Origin of the sequence: Micromonospora echinospora, assembly GCF_900091495.1 — a bacterium.
Classification (GTDB): Bacteria; Actinomycetota; Actinomycetes; order Mycobacteriales; family Micromonosporaceae; genus Micromonospora; species Micromonospora echinospora.
In genome coordinates this window covers 6143760-6160106 of the sequence record NZ_LT607413.1, presented here as the reverse complement: position 1 = coordinate 6160106, position 16347 = coordinate 6143760, and the positions used below count along the sequence as shown (strand labels likewise).

Sequence of the window (16347 nt, the reverse complement as noted above, 5' to 3'; positions counted from 1 at the left end):
ACGCCGGGGTGGCCGGCCGGGACCGGCTAGCGGAGCACGGTCTTCAACAGCGGGACCAGCCCCTCGACCGCGTACGGGATGCTCAGCACCGACCCGGCGGCGAGCGCGAGGGAGACGTCGAAGTCCTCGACCACGGCGAGGCGGTCGGCGGTGGCCGCCTTCGACGCCGCCAGCGCCGGGTACTGGGCGAGCGCGTCGGCCCGGTTCAAGCCCTCCCGGGTGAGCAGGAGCACCACGTCGGCGTCGCCGTCGTTGACCAGCTCGTTGGACAGGTCGGTGAAGAACGTCGACTCGCCGAGGCCGGCGACGTAGGCCGACGGGGTGAGACCCAGCGCGGTCGCCACCCTGGTGCGGGTGTCCGCGGTCGTGAAGATGCCGAGCTTGCCCGCGGTGCCGAGCAGGATGGTGATCGTCTTGCCCGCGAACGTGGGGTTGTCGTTCTTCGCCTTGGTGAGGATGGCCTCCGTGTCGGCGACGAGCTTGTCACCGTCGGCCGCGCGTCCCACCGCGGTGGAGATGACCCGTACCGACTCCTGCCAGGTCACCGCGTTCGGCCCGGTGTTCGGCGGCAGGCCCACCGTGGGGGCGATCTCGGTCATCTTCCGGTACTCGGCCTCGTCGCCGTTGGACTGCACGTTGAGGATCAGGTCGGGGCGCAGTGCCGCGATCTTCTCGAGGCTGACCGGGAAGGTGAGGATCTCGGGGTTGGCCGACCCGAGCTTGGATTCCGCCCAGACGCCGACGCCGCGCTTCATGGTCGGCACGAACTGGTAGACCGAGGCCGGCACGAGGCCGAGGGCGACCAGGACGTCGTGGTCGGTACGGCCGACCGAGGCGATCGTCTTCGGCTGGGCCGGGATGGTGACCATGCCGAACTTGTCGGTGACGGTCGCCGGGAAGGTGCCGCCCGAACCGGTGGCCGGCGGCGCATCGTCATCGGCCGACTCGCCGCAGGCGGAGAGCAGCACCGCCGAGCCGACGGCGGCACCGAGGCCGAGGAACCGACGGCGGCTCCACCCGTGCCCGGGTCCTGCTGACTGCCCCATAGTCACACACCTCTTTCGCGAGGAATCGCGTGCCACGCCGGCCGGCCACATCAAGGGATTGCACCAGGGAGAAAGGAAAGTCCGAAGAGGACCGCGCTCGGTATCGCGATCAAAATAGCAGAGGCTAACCTAAGTTCGTAGTTGGAGGAGAGATGAGCACCTCGGTGCCGTCGCCACAGGCGGTGTTACCCCTGGTCATCGAGGGAACGGGCGTCGCTGTCGAACACCTTCGGACCAACCGCGCCACGGTTCGTCGCAGTCTCACCGCGCACGGCGCGGTGTTGCTGCGCGGATTCGACGTCGGTGGTGTCGAGGGCTTCGAGGACTGCGTACGCGCACTGTCCGGTGCCCCGTTGACCTACACCGAGCAGTCCACCCCCCGCAGCCGGATCAAAGGCAACGTCTACACGTCGACCGAGTACCCCCCGCACGCGGAGATTCCGCTGCACACCGAGATGTCCTATCAGGCGGTGTGGCCGCTGGTGCTCTTCTTCTACTGCGTCGAACCGCCGCACACCCGGGGCGCCACGCCGCTGGCCTCGACCAGGCTGGTGTACGAGCTGATCGACCCGAGCGTCCGCGAGGAGTTCGAGCGCCGCCGCTGGATGGTGCTGCGCAACTACGGCGACGACGTGGGCCTGCGCTGGTGGACCGCGTTCGACACCGAGGACCGGGCCCAGGTCGAGCGGCTGTGCCGGGCCGGCGGCGTCGTGCCGGAGTGGGTCGGCGCGCGCGGCCTGCGTACCCGGGCGGTGCGGGACGCCGTCCACCGGCACCCGGTCACCGGGGATCCCGTGTGGTTCAACCACATCGTCCTGTTCCACGAGAGCAGCCTCGACCCGGACGTCCGGGAGGCCATCCGGGACATCTACGGCGAGGACGGCTTCCCCCACAACACCTACTACGGTGACGGCGCCGTGATCCCCGACGACGTCGTGGACCACCTGCGCCAGTGCTACCGGGCCGCGTCGATCCGGTTCGACTACCGACGCGAGGATCTCGTGATCGTGGACAACATGGCGGTGGCGCACGGCCGCGAGCCGTACACCGGCCCGCGCCGGATCGCGGTCGCGATGTCGGAGCCGTCGGACGGTCGGTGAACGGCGGGACCGGCCCCGGCGTCCGGCACCGGACGGTGGCGGACCCCGGGCTCCCGCCGGTACGGTCAGGGCCGGTCGGTGAGGTACCCGCCCATGGTGTGGAAGTAGTCGGTGGCCGCGTGCTCCGTGCCGTCGTCGGTGCGTACCCGCTTGACGACCAGGCCGTGACTGCGTCCCCGGCGGGCCTCCGCGCCGGCCACGATGACGATGCCGTCGCCCTCCCGGATGAAGATCCGGCCCGGGGTGCCGCCGTAGCAGCCCTCGCTGACGGCGGCTTCCAGGATCCGGATCCGGGCGCCACGGTGGTGGGTGAATGCGTTCGGGTACGGGTCGGACAGCGCTCTGACCAGGCGCTCGAGGTCTTCGGCGGGCCAGGTCCAGTCGATGCGGCTGTCCTCAAGGGACCGCTTGTGGAAGAAGCTCGCCCGGCTTCGGTCCTGGGGTGTGAAGTCGGTGCGGCCCGAGGCGATCAGCGCCAGCCCGTCCAGGGTGATCGGCCCGAACAGGGCGAGGGTCCGGTGGAACAGGTCCGTGGTGGTGTCGGTCGGCCCGACCGGTACCGCGCGTTGCAGGACGATGTCACCGGCGTCGAGCACCTCGTCCATCAGGTGGGCGGTCACCCCGACCTCGGGCTCGCCGTTGATCATTGCCCAGATCAGCGGCGAGAAGCCGGCGTACGCGGGCAGCAGCGAGTCGTGCACGTTAAGGGTGCCGTGGCGGGGCAGGTCGTAGATGCTCGGCGGCAGCCAGGTGCGCCAGTTGGTCGCCACGATGATGTCGGCGTCGGTCCGCTTGACGGCCTCGGCCAGCGAGTCGTCGGGGCGCTGCCGGATCTCCACCGGGATGCCGTGCTCCCGGGCGAGGTCGGCGACCGAGTCGTCCCACATCTGTTCGTACGCGTGGTTGCTCTTCGGGTGGGTGACCACCAGCGCCACCTCGTGCTCGGATTCGAGCAGCGCCTGGAGGGTCCGGTGTCCCCAGGTCTGATAGCCGAACATGATTACCCGCATACGGAAACCTCCGGGATATTGGCGAGCATGGTTACTCCGGGTGCGGCTCACCTACGTGGCGACAAAGGTCATCTCATTGACCGCCATAAATGTTAAGGGTAGCCTACCCTAAATCGCGATCTGGGGGTATCCATGGCGCACGCCTCGTCACCGGCCGAGTTGCCCGTACTCGACATGGTCGGCGTCGGGTTCGGTCCCTCCAACCTGGCGCTGGCCGTCGCACTGGCCGAGAATCACCAGCCCACCGGAACGCGCCACCAGGTCACCGCACTTTTCTTCGAGCGTCAGCAACAGTTCGGCTGGCACCGGGGAATGCTCCTCGACGACGCGACGATGCAGGTCTCCTTCCTCAAGGACCTGGTCACCCTGCGCAATCCGGCCAGCCGGTTCAGTTTCCTGTCGTACCTGCACGCCCGGGGCCGCCTGGTCGACTTCATCAACCACAAGACCCTCTATCCGCTCCGGGTGGAGTACCACGACTACCTGGAATGGGCCGCCGCCCAGGTCGACGACCTGGTCCGCTACGGCCACCAGGTGGTCGGCATCGCACCGGTGGCGTCGGAGGAGGGGACCGACCTACTCGACGTGCTCGTCGACACCGGGCACGGCACCACTGTCTACCGCGCCCGCAACGTGGTGCTCGCCACCGGCCTGCGGCCCCGGCTTCCGGCCGGGATCGTCCCCGACGACCGGATCTGGCACAACCGCGACCTGCTGTTCAACCTGGACCGGCTGGCCGGTGCCCCGCCGTCGCGGATCGTAGTCGTCGGCGCCGGACAGAGCGCGGCGGAGGTCGCCGCCCACCTGCTCGAACGCTTCCCGGCCGCGGAGGTCTGCGCCGTCTTCTCCCGGTACGGCTACAGCCCGGCCGACGACAGCCCGTTCGCCAACCGCATCTTTGACCCCGCCGCAGTGGACGACTTCTTCGCCGCACCGCCCGAGGTGAAGGCGAGCCTCATGGGGTACCACGCCAACACCAACTACTCGGTCGTGGACGGTGACCTGATCGCCGACCTCTACCGGCGCAGCTACCGGGAGCAGGTGCTCGGGCGACGGCGACTACGGCTGCACAACGTCTCCCGGCTGGTCGGCGCGTCGTCGGTGTCCGACCGGGTCGAGGTGACCGTGCAGGACCTGACCACCGGCGAGCACCACACCCTCGACGCCGACCTCCTGGTCTGCTCCACCGGTTACGACCCGGTCGAACCCACGACCCTGCTTGGGGAGCTGGACCGCCACTGCCTCCGCGACCCGGCCGGCCGGCTGCGGGTGGCCCGCGACTACCGGATCGTCACCGACGGGACCATCCGCTGCGGCATCTACCTCCAGGGCGGCACCGAGCATTCGCACGGCATCAGCTCCTCACTGCTCTCCAACGGGGCAGTGCGGGCGGCCGAGATTCTCGACTCGATCACCAACCGGCTGGACCTGGCCGCAGGCGCCACCATCCATCCCGCCACCGTCGGCAGCACCTGACCACGCAGCTGGTGGCGCTGGCCGGCGGCCTACTGCATCGCGAGTTGGACATGGTGGCGGCCGATCGGCAGCATCAGCGGCTTGCCGGAGACCGGGTCGATGATGACCTGGCTGTCCAGGCCGAAGACGGTGCGTACGCACTCCTCGGTCAGCACTGCGGCCGGTTCGCCGGCGGCGTGCAGGTCGCCGCCGGCCAGGGCGATCAGGTGGTTCGCGTAGCGGGCCGCCATGTTCAGGTCGTGCAGCACCATCACGATCGTGGTGCCGCGATCGGTGTTCAGGTCGGTGAGCAGGTCCAACACCTCGACCTGGTGGCTGACGTCGAGGAAGGTGGTCGGCTCGTCGAGCAGTAGCAGGTCGGTCTGCTGGGCCAGCGCCATCGCGATCCACACCCGCTGGCGCTGCCCACCGGAGAGTTCGTCGACCGACCGGTCGGCCAGGTCGGCGGTGTGGGTGGCATCGAGCGCGGCGGCCACCGCGAGGTCGTCGTCCTTGCTCCATCGCGACAGGATCCGCTGGTGCGGGTTGCGGCCCCGGCCGACGAGGTCGGCGACGGTGATGCCGTCCGGCGCGATCGGCGACTGCGGGAGCAGGCCGAGGGTGCGGGCCAGCTCTTTGGCCGGCATCTTGTGCACCTCCCGGCCGTCGAGCAGAACATGACCGGTGCGCGGTGCCAGTAACCGCGACATCGACCGCAGCAGCGTCGACTTGCCGCAGGCGTTGGCGCCGACGATGGCGGTGATCTTGCCAGGCGGCACGAGCAGGTCGAGTGACTCGATGACGGCGCGATCGCCGTAGCCGACGGTCAGTTTCTCCACGGTCAGGCAATGGTCGGTGGTCACAGCGAGCCTCCCGCGCGGTTGGTGCGGACGAGCAGGTAGATGAGGTACGGGGCGCCGAGCACGCCGGTGATCACACCCACCGGGAAGCGGGTGTCGAAGGCGAACTGGCCGAGAAAGTCGGCGACCAGCACCAGCAGTGCGCCGACCAGCCCGGACGGCACCAGCAGCGAGCCACCGGGCCCGGTCAGCCGGGCCGCGATCGGTCCGGCCAGGAAGGCCACGAACGCGATCGGTCCGGTGGCCGAGGTGGCGAACGCGATCAGCCCGACAGCCGCGACGATCGACACCAACCGGGTACGTTCCAGCCGGGTTCCCAGAGCCGCAGCGGTGTCGTCCCCGAGTTGCAGCATGGTCAGGTTCCGCGCCTGGCTCAGCAGCACCGGGCCGAACACGGCCAGCGCGATCAACACCGGGATGGTTTCGTCCCAGGTGGAGCCGTTGAGGCTGCCGTTGAGCCAGCGTGTCGCGGCCTGCAGGTCCCACTGGCCGGCCTGGTTGAGGATGTACGAGGTGGCGCTGTTGAGCATGGCGGCGATGCCGATGCCGATCAGCACGAGCCGGGTGCCGGCCACCCCGTCCTTGAACGACAGCACGTAGATGATGACGGCGACGCCGAGTGCGGCGACGATGGCAAAGACCGAGACGCCGCTCTCAGCGAGGTTGAGCACGATGATGCCGAAGGCCGCGGCCGAGCTGATGCCGATGATGTCGGGGCTCGCGAGGGGGTTGCGCAGCATGGTCTGGAAGGTGACGCCACCCATTCCGAAGCAGAGCCCTGCCGCCAGGGCCAGGACCGTACGGGGCAGACGGAGTTCACCCACGGTGAACGAGGCGCCGGGCACGGTCTCGCCGAGGATCACCCGCAGCACGTCGCCGGGCGGGTAGAAGGTTTGCCCGACCATCAGCGAGACGACGACCATCGTCGCCACCGCCACGCCGAGGGCGGCCAGCACGGTGTGCCGCCGCCGGCTGCGCCGGACCCGGCCGCGGGTGACGGCCTCGAGGGTCCTGCTGCTCACAGTTCGCGTACCTTCTGCCGGCGGACGACGTAGATGAAGAACGGGGCGCCGATCAGGGCGGTGATGATGCCGGCCTCGATCTCGTCGGGCCGGTTCACCATCCGACCGACGACGTCCGCGGCGGTCAGCAGCCCGGCCCCGACGAGCGTGACGAACGGCAGTAGCCAGCGGTGGTCGAGACCGACGAGCAGTCGGCACAGGTGCGGGACGATCAGGCCGACGAACGCGATCGGCCCGGCGACCGCGGTGGCCGCCCCGCACAGCATCACCGCGCCGAGAGCGGCGACCCCGCGTACCAGAGCGACGCGTTCGCCGAGGCCGGCGGCCAGTTCGTCGCCGAGGGCCAGCGAGTTGAGCGCCCGGGCGCAGAGCAGGCAGATGACCAGGCCGGTGATCAGGAACGGCAGCACCTGGCCGATGCTCTCCCAGGTCGCGCCGCCGACCCCGCCGACCTGCCAGGACTGGAAGTTCTCGGCGATGTCACCGCGCGGCAGCACGACCGCCACCACCAGCGAGGAGAGGGCGGCGGAGGTGGCCGCACCGGCCAGCGCGATCTTCAGCGGGGTGGCACCGGCGCGCCCGATCGAGCCGACCGCGTAGACGAAGAGGGTGGACACGGCCGCGCCGGCGATGGCGAACCAGATGTACGCCGTGGCGGTGTACAGGCCGACGGTGACCATGCCGACCGCGATCGCCAGCATCGCGCCCATGTTCACGCCGAGGATGCCCGGGTCGGCGAGCGGGTTGCGGGTGACGCCCTGCATCACCGCGCCGGACAGTGCCAACGCCGCGCCGACGAGCGCCGCGAGAACCGTACGCGGGATGCGCTTGACCACGGCTGCCTGGTTGAGCGTGTCGTCGGTGCCGCCGAAGGCGGCGGTGATGTCGGACCAGCCCACGATCCGGGAACCGAAGGCGACCGACGCGAGCATCACCAGGACGAGGACGGCCAGGACGACCAGCAGCCAGCCCAGGCGAGCCCGGGCCGGACGTCGCAGGGCAACGACGTCCGGCCCGGGCTTGGTTGCAGTGGTCATCAGATCTTGTCGGCGGCGGCGGCGAGCAGTTCGACGTAGTCCTTGAGCACGAACGACACGGCGAGCGGCGTCGGGTTGGCGGCGGTGGCGACCGGGGTGCTGTCCGGAAGCGAGACGAACGAGCCCCGCTTGATCGCCGGGATCTTGGAGAGCAGTGGGTCCTTCTGCAACGCGGCCAGCGTCTTGCCCTCGGCGTCACCGTAGGTGACGATGATGTCCACATCACTGAGGTTCTGTACCTGCTCCGCGCTCTGCGTGAGGCTGAACTCCTTGGTTGTCGCGGAGGCCTTCGCGATGCTCTCCGGATGCTTCATGCCGAGGTCGTTGAAGAACTGGGCCCGGGTATCGTGCGTGGTGTAGAAGCTGATCTTGCTTAGATCGGTCGAATCGAGATGGGTCAGGAACATCACCGACTTGCCGGCCAGCTTCGGGTAGCGCGCCGCCTCGTCCTTCATCTGCTTCTCGATCTTCGCGATCAGCGCGTCGCCCTCGGCGGCCAGGCCGAGGGCCTGGCTCTCCAGCTTGATGCTGTCGCGCCACGACGTGGCCCAGGGCGCCTGCGGATACGCGACGACCGGCGCGATCTTCGTCAGGGTGTCGTAGTCCTGCTTGGTCAGACCGGAGTAAGCGGCCAGGATGACGTCCGGCTTGGTGTTCGCCACCGCCTCGAAGTCGATGCCGTCGGTCTCGTCGAACAGCACGGGTGTCGACGCGCCGAGTTCCTTGAGCTTGGCGGCGTCCCAGGGCAGCAGGCCGTCGCCGTCCTCGTCGCCGAAGTTGGCCTTGGCGTAGCCGACCGGGACGATCCCCAGGGCGAGGGGGACCTCGTGGTTGGCCCAGTTGACGGTGGCGACCCGCTCGGGCTTCTTCTCGATCGTGGTGGTGCCCAGGGCGTGGGTGATCGTCAGGGGGAACGTCGTCGTCGCGTTTCCGGACGCGGCGGGCGTCTCGTCGGTGTCGGACGATCCGCCGCACGCGGCGAGCGCGAGCGTGGTGGTGACCGCGACGATTCCGGTGAGTAACCGGGAGAGGCGCATGTGAAGTACTCCAACTCGCGTCGGTAAGGCAAGCCTTTCCTAACTTGATCCGTAAGGTACTTCACGTTTCCGCTGCTGGTGGCAAGGGGGTACGAGGTAGTGAGCAAGTCCAGTCCCGGAACCGCCGTCCTGCGCAGGGCGGTCGCCCGCAACGGGCGACGCCTCTGGACCGGAACGGCGTTGGCCAGCGTGTACCAGCTCTGCGCGGCACTGGTGCCGGTCCTCATCGGTGTCGTCGTGGACCGGGCCGTCGCCACCGGCGACGTGGGCGCGCTGCTCATCTGGATCACGGTGCTGGCACTGGTCTATCTCGTCCTGGTGGTGACGTACCGTCACGGCGCTCGGCGACTGCAACGGGCCATCGCCGAGGAGGGCCACCGGCTACGGGTGGAGGTGGCGGCGAGGATCCTGGACCCACGCGTGCTCCGGACCGACCGGCCCACCGGTGACCTGCTCGCGATCTCCAACACGGATGCCGACTACACCTCCTACCTGCTCGATCACATCCCCCGGATCACCAGTGCGCTGGTGGCGGTCACGGTCAGCGCGGTCACACTGCTGCTGATCTCGGCGCCGCTCGGGCTGACCGTGCTGGTCGCGATCCCGATCGTGCTGGCAGTCCTCAACCTCACCGCACCGCTGATCGCGAGGCGCGTCAAGGAGCAGCAGGACCAGGCCGGTAGGGCCACCGCGCTCGCCACGGATCTGGTGACCGGGCTGCGCCCCCTGCGCGGCATCGGCGCCCAGGACACCGGCGCCGAGCGCTACCGCCAGGTGAGCCGCCACTCCCTGGCGGCCACACTGCGCGCCTCCCGGACCCAGAACGGGTACCTGAGCGCGGCCACGACGCTCAGCGCCCTGCTGACCGGCGGCATCGCGATCATGGCGGGCTGGTTCGCGCTGACCGGTCGCATCACGGTCGACCAGTTCATCACGGTGATCGGCTCCGCGCAGTTCCTCATCGAGCCGTTCGGCGTCCTCTCGGTCGTACCCAGCTGGACCGCCGCGGCGCGCGGCGCGGCGGACCGGGTGGCCGCCGTCACCCAGGCCGGGGTGACCCTGCCGCCGCCCGCCGCCGCACCCGGTGGCATCGAGTGCGACCTGCGCCTGACCGACGTCACCTACGGCCCGCTGGCCGGTCTCGACCTGCACGTCCGCCCCGGCGAGTTCGTCGGCGTCGTGGCCGACCGGCCGGCGGACGCCGAGGCGCTGGCGCGCGTACTGGCGGTACCCGACTCCTACAAGGGTGACATCCTGCTCGGCGGAGAACGGCTGGAAACCGTGGACCGTGGCCGAGCACGCCGCCTGCTGCACACCGAACCGCACCGCACCGATCTGTTCACCGGCACCCTCACCTCGAACATCGCCATCCACGACGACCACGGCGGACGACTCGCCGAAGCCCTGCGCGCCGCTGCCGCCGACGAGGTGGCCCACCTGCATCCGGAAGGTCTGCACATGCCGGTCACCGAACGCGGCGCGAACCTGTCCGGCGGCCAGCGCCAGCGCGTCGCTTTCGCCCGCGCGTTGCTCGCCGGGCCGCCGCTGCTGGTCCTGCACGACCCGACCACCGCCGTCGACGCGGTCACCGAGCAGGCCATGGCCGACGGCATCCGTGCGCTGCGGCACGGACCGGGCGCGTGCTACGGCACCGTCGTCATCACCAGCAGCCCGACGTTGCTCGCCGCCGCCGACCGGGTCGTGTTCATCGGGGACGGCAGCGTCACCGCCGAGGGTTCACACGCCGAACTCGTCACGCACGACGACCGATACCGTCGGGCGGTGCTGCGATGACGAACCCGATCCTGCCTGTGGCCAGCCCGCGTGAGAGCAGAGCGTGGCTCGGCGCCGAACTGCGAGCCCGCAAGGGGGCCACCGGCATCACGCTGGTTGTCGGGCTGCTCGCCGCCGGCACCTCGATCGTTCCCGCCTACGCCCTCGGCCTGCTGGTCGACCGAGTCCGGGCCGGCGGCGGCACCACGGCCCTCGTTCCGGTCGCCGTGACCATCGTGATCGCCGCAGTCGTCGGCGGCCTGGCGACCGGTGCCGGTGCCCACCTCATCCGCCGGCTGGGCGCACGGATTCTCGCTGACCTGCGCGAACGCGCCGTGGACACCGCGTTGCGCCTGCCCGTGGCGGTGCTCGACCGGGCGGGCCGGGGCGACCTGATCTCGCGGGTCGGCGCGGACATCAGCGCCATCGACAGGGCCGTCTCCGACGTACTACCCACCATGATCTCCGCACTGCTCCTCGCGGCGATCAGCCTCGCCGCGATCATCGGCATCGACTGGCGACTCGGGCTGGCCGGCGCGGTCGCCGTCCCGCTCTACGTGCTGGGGGCACGGTGGTACCTCCCACGGGCCGCTCCGGCCTACGCGGCGGAACGGGTCGCCATCGCGCATCGGTCCCAGCAGTTCGTCGAGAGCGTGCAGGGCATCCGTACGGTGCACGCCTACCGGTTGGAGGATCGACACCTCGCCGGCATCGCCGGTGCTTCCCGACGCGCCCGAGACATCTCGATGAGCGTGTTCGCCCTCTACACGCGGTTCGTGGGGCGCATCAACGGGGCAGAGCTGGCCGGGCTCGGCTCGGTGCTGGTGGTGGGATTCCTCCTCGTACGCCAGGGAGCTGTCACCCTCGGCGAGGTCTCGGCGGCCGCCTTGCTGTTGCACCGCCTGTTCGGTCCGATCCTCCTGCTGATGGTCACCTTCGACAAGGCCCAGGACGCCGGGGCCAGCCTCGCCCGCCTCGTCGGTGTGCTCCGCATGGAGGCCGAAAGCCGCGCAGGCGTCACCACCGCGTCAGCGCGCGACCTCGTCCTGGCCGGCGTCAGCTTCAGCTACGACGGGGTCACACCCGTCCTGCGTGACGTCTCCCTGCGAGTCGAGCCGGGTCACCATGTCGCGCTGGTCGGCTCCACCGGGGCCGGAAAGACCACCGTCGCATCGCTCGCCGCCGGGGTCCTCCGGCCCGGACAGGGCAACGCCACTCTCGGCGGTGTTCCCGTCACCGAGCTGCCCGCCCGCACGATCGCCATGGTCAGTCAGGAGACCCACGTGTTCGCCGGTCCGCTCCGCGAGGACCTGCGGATGGCCAGGCCACAAGCCTCGCCGGACGAACTCACCGCCGCCCTGGCCCGCGTCGGCGCCCTGGCGTGGGCGCTCAACCTCCCCGACGGCCTGGACACCGTGGTCGGCGATGGCGGCCACCCCCTGACCCCGGCGCAGGCGCAGCAGTTGGCGCTCGCCCGGGTGGTGCTGCTCGACCCGGCGGTCGTGGTGCTGGACGAGGCGACCGCCGAAGCCGGCAGCGCGGGTGCGCGCGACCTCGAACAGGCGGCCGCCTCGGCGCTGGAAGGACGAACCGCGCTGGTCGTCGCCCACCGCCTCACCCAGGCCGTGTCCGCGGACCACATCATCGTCATGGAACATGGCGAGATCGTGGAGAGCGGTCCGCACGCCGAGCTGATCGAGGCGGGCGGAAGCTATGCCCGCCTGTGGACGGCATGGGCGGCCCGAGCCACAGACGGCAAGGAGCCAGCCGCTCAGCGGAGGTAGGAATCCACCACAAGCTACTCGTCGCAGACCACTGGACTCCGATGACGCGTCGCGGATCCACCATGGCGATGCTCACACTCGGTGCACAGTCGTACGCTGCGCGTAACGTATGTGTGAGCATCGACGTGCGTTACATATGTGGCGTTGGGTGGTTGGGGGAGCATGCCCACGAGTCAGGTGCAGCGTGACCAGTTCGGAGGTCTACTCAGGACCCTCCGCCTCGAGCGGGGACTGACCCAGGAGGAGCTTGCCGAGGCGGCCGGCTCCAGCGTCCGCGGCATCCGGGAGATGGAACGCGGCCGGGTGCGCAGCCCACAGCGACGGACGGTGGTGCTGCTCGCCAACGCCCTGCGGCTGGCCGGGGCGGACCGCGACCGCTTCGTCGCCCTGGCCCGGGCGCAGCGGCCGCCACACGACCGCGCTGCGCCGCCGTACGACGGCCCGGCGGTGGTCGTGCCCGGAGAACTGCCCGCCGCCCTCCCGGACCTGGCCGGCCGGGCGGAGATCCTGGCACGGCTCTCGGCGCTGGCCGCCGACGTCACCGCCGGACGGCCGGACACCGCCTCGGTGGTGGTGCTGCACGGACCGCCCGGGATCGGCAAGACCAGTCTCGCCGTCGCGGCCGGACACCGACTCAGCCCGGCCTTCGCGGGTGGACAACTCTTCGTCGACCTGCAGGGCGTCGGGCCCGGCGGACCGGTCGACCCGGCCGAGGCGCTGGCCGGACTGCTGCGGTCGCTCGGGGTGCCGGACAGCCGGATCCCGGTGTCCCCGGCCGAGCGGGGTGGTCTGTTCCGCACCCTCACCCGGGACCGGCCGCTGCTGGTGGTCCTGGACAACGCCGCCAACGAGGCACAGGTACGCCCACTGCTGCCGGCCGGACGGGGATGCCTCGCGCTGGTCACCTGCCGGCGTCCGCTCACCGGCCTTGCCGGTGCCCTCCGCCAGCCGCTCGACCTGCTCGCCCCGGCAGCCGGTCGACTGCTGCTCGCGGCGATCGTCGGCGCCGACCGGATCGCCGCCGAGCCGGCCGCCGCCGACCAACTCGTCACACTCTGCGGCCAGCTGCCGCTGGCCCTCCGGATCGCCGGCAACCGCCTCGCCAGCCGACCGCAGTGGTCGGTCGGTTGGCTGGTGGACCTGCTCCGCGACCAGCGTCGACGGCTGACCGTGCTGACCGCCGGAGACCTGGGCATCCGGTCCGCGTTCGAGGTCTCGTACCGGCAACTGGACCCGACGGCCGCGCGGGTGTTCCGGCGGGCCGCGCTGATCCCCGGCGCCGACTTCGAGCCTGCGCTGGCCGCCGCCGTGGCCGGCACCGACGAGGAAACCGCCACGACGGCCCTGGAGGAGCTGGTCGAGGCCGGTGTCCTGCTGACCACGGGGGACCGGTACCAGCTCCACGACCTGGTCCGGCTCTACGCCCACGAACGCCTCGACGCCGAGGAACGCCAGTCCTGCCGGACGAGGGCACACGACCAGGTGGTCGACTGGCTGCTACGGCGCACCCGGCAGGCCGGCGCGATGTTCGAACCGGGGGCCTGTAGGGCCGACTCCCCGTTCGACGACGACCGGGCTGCGGCGTACTGGCTGGACCGGGAGTCCGGCAACTGGCTGGCGGCGCTGCGCGACGCGGCCCGGAGCGGCCGGCACACCGACGTGGTCGCGGTCGCCAGGGCACTGCACTGGTACTCCGACGCCACCAGTCACCGGCATCCCTGGGAGGAGATCTTCTCGCTCGGCGTGGCCGCGGCCCGGGCCGCCGGCAGCCCGCGCGACGAGGCCGCACTACTGAACTTCCTCGGCTGGGCCCGGTACTTCTGCCAGGACCGCAACACCGACGGCCTGGCCACCCTGGCCCAGGCGCTGGAACTGGCCCGGCGGATCGGGGACCGCCGCGAGGAGGCGTGGGCACTGACGTACACCGCCGCGATCCACATTCGGACCGGCCGCGCCGGGTCGGCCATCGACCACTGCCGCCGGGCCGTGGCCCTGTTCCGCGAGATCGGGTACACCCTCGGCGAGCACAGCGCGGCCAGCGCGCAGGGCACAGCGCTCGCCGCGCTCGGCCGGTTCGCCGAAGCAGCCGAGCTGCACCGCGAGGTGCTGGTGTTCCACGGCCGGGGCAACGATCTCAGCCGTACCGGCGCGGCGGTGGCCCGGGCCGGCGCGATGATGAGTCTCGGGGCGGATCTGGCCGGGACGGGCCGGTGGCGGGACGCCGCGGACGAGTACGCCCGCGCCCGGCGGGTGTTCCACCGGTGCGGCGCGACGTTCAGCGAGGCCAACGCCGTCCACCGGTACGGGCTCGCCCTTCGGGCGTTGGGCGAGGTCGACGCGGCGGCCGAGGCGCTGCGGGCGGCGCTGGACCTGTATGCCGCGCTGTCCTGCCCGTGGTGGGAGGCGCAGACCCTGTCCGCGCTCGCGGCGCTGGCCGACGCGGCCCCGGACCGGGCCGCCGAAGCCCGCCTGCTGCGCCAGCGGGCATTCGACCGGTGCGGCGAACTGGACGCCCCGGAGGTCCGGACCCTGCGCGACACCCTGCGACGCGACCTGGCCCAGTCCTGACCCGCGACCCGGACCGGGCCCCGCCGACGACGCGGCGGGGCCCGACAGACGGGATCAGTTGCAGGTGGTGCCGTTGAGGGTGAACGGCACCGGGGTGGCGGGGGAGCCGCTCGCGGTGAAGCCGACATTGACGGCGCCGCCGGTCGGGATGGTGGCGTTGTGGTTCTCGTTGGTGACGGTCACCGCTGGGCCGGTCTGCTGGAAGACGCCGTTCCAGTGGCCCTGGACGAGTTGTCCGCCAGGCAAGGCCCAGCTCAGCGTCCAGCCGTTGACGGCCGGGCCGTCGTTGTAGACGGTGACGCTGGCGGTGTAGCCGGTGCCCCACGAGTTGGTGACGACGAAGGAGACCCGGCAGGTGCTGGCGACCGCCGTCGCCGGCACGAGGTTGCCGTAGTCGTCGCGGGCGGTGGCGAAGTCCTGGAACCCGAAGCCCGGCCCGGCCGACCGGGTGGTGGTGCCGGCGGCGAGCACGGTGCCGTCGGCGTTGACGGCGTAGACCGGTCCGCCACTGTCGCCGCCCCGGGCGGACTCCTCGCCGTCGAGCTGGGTGGCCTCGACGAGGTCCTCGATGTCGTCGTAGTGGAAGTCGACCCGCAGGTTGCAGACCGGACCGCCGATCTCACCCGCGGAGGTGTACCCGGACTGGCACAGCAACTGGCCGGGGAAGACCTCGGTCCAGCCGACCACCTGGGCACGGACCTCGTCGTGCTGACCGCCGACGTAGAGGTGGTCACCGGGCGCCGACGTCGAAATGATCATCGTGTCATGGTCGTCGTTGCTGTCGACCGCGTAGCCGACCAGCGTGCCGGTGCCGGTGGTCGTGTCCCAGCCGACGTGCCAGGGCGAGCCGATGGCTCCGCAGTGCTCGGCGGTGAGGACGTAACCGGCGCCGGTGTCCGCGTCACGTACGCCGAAGCCGGCGGTGCACCCGGGCGTGGTGAACCCGATGCCCGCCCCGCCGTCGAACGGCGCGGAGTCGTCGGCCCGGGACCGTTCGACCATCCGTTCGCGTGCGACGAAGCTGGTCCGGACGCCGGTGACCGGCAGCTTCGGCAGCCTGGCGCCCGGGGTGCGGTCGACGGCGAAGTCGATGCCGCTGCCGTCGGTGCGCAGCCTGACCGCGTGAACGGCGTCCGCCGGGTCGGCTTCCACCACCGGGGTGAGTCTGGCGGCCGCCGTGCGCAGGTCGGCCCGGGAGTAGGTGGCGTCGGCCATCTCGACCGGCGCGGTACGACGGGCAGCGGTGACGGCTGCGACGATGTCGGCGGGCGGCGCGCCCTTCCACCACAGGGTGACGTGGTCGCCGACCAGGCCGATGCCGGCGTAGCCGCGTGCCGGCGCGCGTTCCACCGCGGTGCGGATGACATTGGCCGCGTCGACCAGCGGGGCCTGGGCGATCATCCGGTCCCGGGTCTGTGCCGGAATGACGTCGAGGATGGACTTGGCGGCCCCGGTCGCCCCCGGCTGCCCGGACTCCGGGTACGCGGAGGCGGGACCGGTGAGCGCCGTCGCACCGACCAGCGCCCCGACGACCACCGTACGGGTGATCGCTTTCCGAATTCGTGTCATGGCGCTGAGTCAAGCAACGCCCGATGCCGGGAGACAGGCAGGACGCCCGGCAGGAGTGATCCTGCCGGGCGTCCGGTCATCGGCTC

General features: G+C 71.0%; 12 protein-coding genes. 5 read left to right on the top strand and 7 right to left on the bottom strand.

Translation table 11 applies throughout. The features are described from left to right. Positions 1-26: 26 nt before the first annotated feature. Positions 27-1046 (bottom strand): ABC transporter substrate-binding protein, encoded by a 1020-nt coding sequence (locus GA0070618_RS26460; protein ID WP_088984040.1) that lies wholly within the window; start codon positions 1044-1046, stop codon positions 27-29. A 152-nt stretch (positions 1047-1198) separates the two neighbouring features. Here GA0070618_RS26460 and GA0070618_RS26455 point away from each other — a divergent pair, with 152 nt between their 5' ends. Then, the gene (locus GA0070618_RS26455) at positions 1199-2146 is read left to right on the top strand and encodes a TauD/TfdA family dioxygenase (RefSeq protein ID WP_088984039.1); all 948 of its coding nucleotides are present in this window, start codon (positions 1199-1201) and stop codon (positions 2144-2146) included. Positions 2147-2211: 65 nt separating this feature from the next. On the opposite strand, the gene GA0070618_RS26450 is transcribed toward GA0070618_RS26455, so the two are convergent. After that, complete coding sequence (locus GA0070618_RS26450) at positions 2212-3156, bottom strand: methionyl-tRNA formyltransferase (RefSeq protein ID WP_088984038.1); 945 nt, start codon at positions 3154-3156, stop codon at positions 2212-2214. A gap of 132 nt (positions 3157-3288) precedes the next feature. On the opposite strand from GA0070618_RS26450, the gene GA0070618_RS26445 reads away from it, so the two are divergent. Further along, positions 3289-4632: a lysine N(6)-hydroxylase/L-ornithine N(5)-oxygenase family protein gene (locus tag GA0070618_RS26445; RefSeq protein ID WP_088984037.1), complete on the top strand. Its 1344-nt coding sequence runs from the start codon at positions 3289-3291 to the stop codon at positions 4630-4632. Positions 4633-4661: 29 nt separating this feature from the next. Here GA0070618_RS26445 and GA0070618_RS26440 read toward each other — a convergent pair whose 3' ends face one another. The 4 genes from GA0070618_RS26440 to GA0070618_RS26425 are packed head-to-tail and all read right to left on the bottom strand — an operon-like array spanning position 4662 to position 8567. Beyond that, on the bottom strand, positions 4662-5474 hold the full coding sequence (locus GA0070618_RS26440; protein ID WP_088984036.1) for an ABC transporter ATP-binding protein: 813 nt from the start codon (positions 5472-5474) through the stop codon (positions 4662-4664). Continuing rightward, positions 5471-6493: a FecCD family ABC transporter permease gene (locus GA0070618_RS26435; protein WP_088984035.1), complete on the bottom strand. Its 1023-nt coding sequence runs from the start codon at positions 6491-6493 to the stop codon at positions 5471-5473. Before GA0070618_RS26435 ends, GA0070618_RS26440 begins: the two co-directional genes overlap by 4 nt. Further along, positions 6490-7530 (bottom strand): FecCD family ABC transporter permease, encoded by a 1041-nt coding sequence (locus tag GA0070618_RS26430; protein ID WP_088984034.1) that lies wholly within the window; start codon positions 7528-7530, stop codon positions 6490-6492. The genes GA0070618_RS26435 and GA0070618_RS26430 overlap by 4 nt, the downstream gene beginning before the upstream one ends. Then, positions 7530-8567, bottom strand: coding sequence for an iron-siderophore ABC transporter substrate-binding protein (locus tag GA0070618_RS26425; protein ID WP_088984033.1), 1038 nt, complete (start codon positions 8565-8567; stop codon positions 7530-7532). The genes GA0070618_RS26430 and GA0070618_RS26425 overlap by 1 nt, the downstream gene beginning before the upstream one ends. A 99-nt stretch (positions 8568-8666) precedes the next feature. On the opposite strand from GA0070618_RS26425, the gene GA0070618_RS26420 reads away from it, so the two are divergent. The 3 genes from GA0070618_RS26420 (at position 8667) to GA0070618_RS26410 (ending at position 14692) form a co-directional block, all read left to right on the top strand. After that, positions 8667-10361, top strand: a complete 1695-nt coding sequence (locus tag GA0070618_RS26420) for an ABC transporter ATP-binding protein (RefSeq protein ID WP_088984032.1) — start codon at positions 8667-8669, stop codon at positions 10359-10361. Further along, entirely contained in the window at positions 10358-12124 is a 1767-nt protein-coding gene (locus tag GA0070618_RS26415; RefSeq protein WP_088984031.1) for an ABC transporter ATP-binding protein, read from the top strand. Before GA0070618_RS26420 ends, GA0070618_RS26415 begins: the two co-directional genes overlap by 4 nt. A 162-nt stretch (positions 12125-12286) precedes the next feature. After that, complete coding sequence (locus GA0070618_RS26410) at positions 12287-14692, top strand: ATP-binding protein (protein ID WP_088984030.1); 2406 nt, start codon at positions 12287-12289, stop codon at positions 14690-14692. A 54-nt stretch (positions 14693-14746) separates the two neighbouring features. Here GA0070618_RS26410 and GA0070618_RS26405 read toward each other — a convergent pair whose 3' ends face one another. Next, a complete protein-coding gene (locus GA0070618_RS26405) occupies positions 14747-16261 on the bottom strand; it encodes a cellulose binding domain-containing protein (RefSeq protein WP_088984029.1) in 1515 nt (504 codons plus the stop codon). Between the last annotated feature and the right edge of the window lie 86 nt (positions 16262-16347).

What these genes read in the sequence shown, in the direction of transcription:
- GA0070618_RS26445 (WP_088984037.1), top strand. Translation starts at nt 3,289, where the DNA reads ATGGCGCACGCCTCGTCACCGGCCGAGTTGCCCGTACTCGACATGGTC.
- GA0070618_RS26410 (WP_088984030.1), top strand. Translation starts at nt 12,287, where the DNA reads ATGCCCACGAGTCAGGTGCAGCGTGACCAGTTCGGAGGTCTACTCAGG.
- GA0070618_RS26405 (WP_088984029.1), bottom strand. Translation starts at nt 16,261, where the DNA reads ATGACACGAATTCGGAAAGCGATCACCCGTACGGTGGTCGTCGGGGCG.
- GA0070618_RS26450 (WP_088984038.1), bottom strand. Translation starts at nt 3,156, where the DNA reads ATGCGGGTAATCATGTTCGGCTATCAGACCTGGGGACACCGGACCCTC.
- GA0070618_RS26425 (WP_088984033.1), bottom strand. Translation starts at nt 8,567, where the DNA reads ATGCGCCTCTCCCGGTTACTCACCGGAATCGTCGCGGTCACCACCACG.
- GA0070618_RS26460 (WP_088984040.1), bottom strand. Translation starts at nt 1,046, where the DNA reads ATGGGGCAGTCAGCAGGACCCGGGCACGGGTGGAGCCGCCGTCGGTTC.
- GA0070618_RS26415 (WP_088984031.1), top strand. Translation starts at nt 10,358, where the DNA reads ATGACGAACCCGATCCTGCCTGTGGCCAGCCCGCGTGAGAGCAGAGCG.
- GA0070618_RS26455 (WP_088984039.1), top strand. Translation starts at nt 1,199, where the DNA reads ATGAGCACCTCGGTGCCGTCGCCACAGGCGGTGTTACCCCTGGTCATC.
- GA0070618_RS26430 (WP_088984034.1), bottom strand. Translation starts at nt 7,530, where the DNA reads ATGACCACTGCAACCAAGCCCGGGCCGGACGTCGTTGCCCTGCGACGT.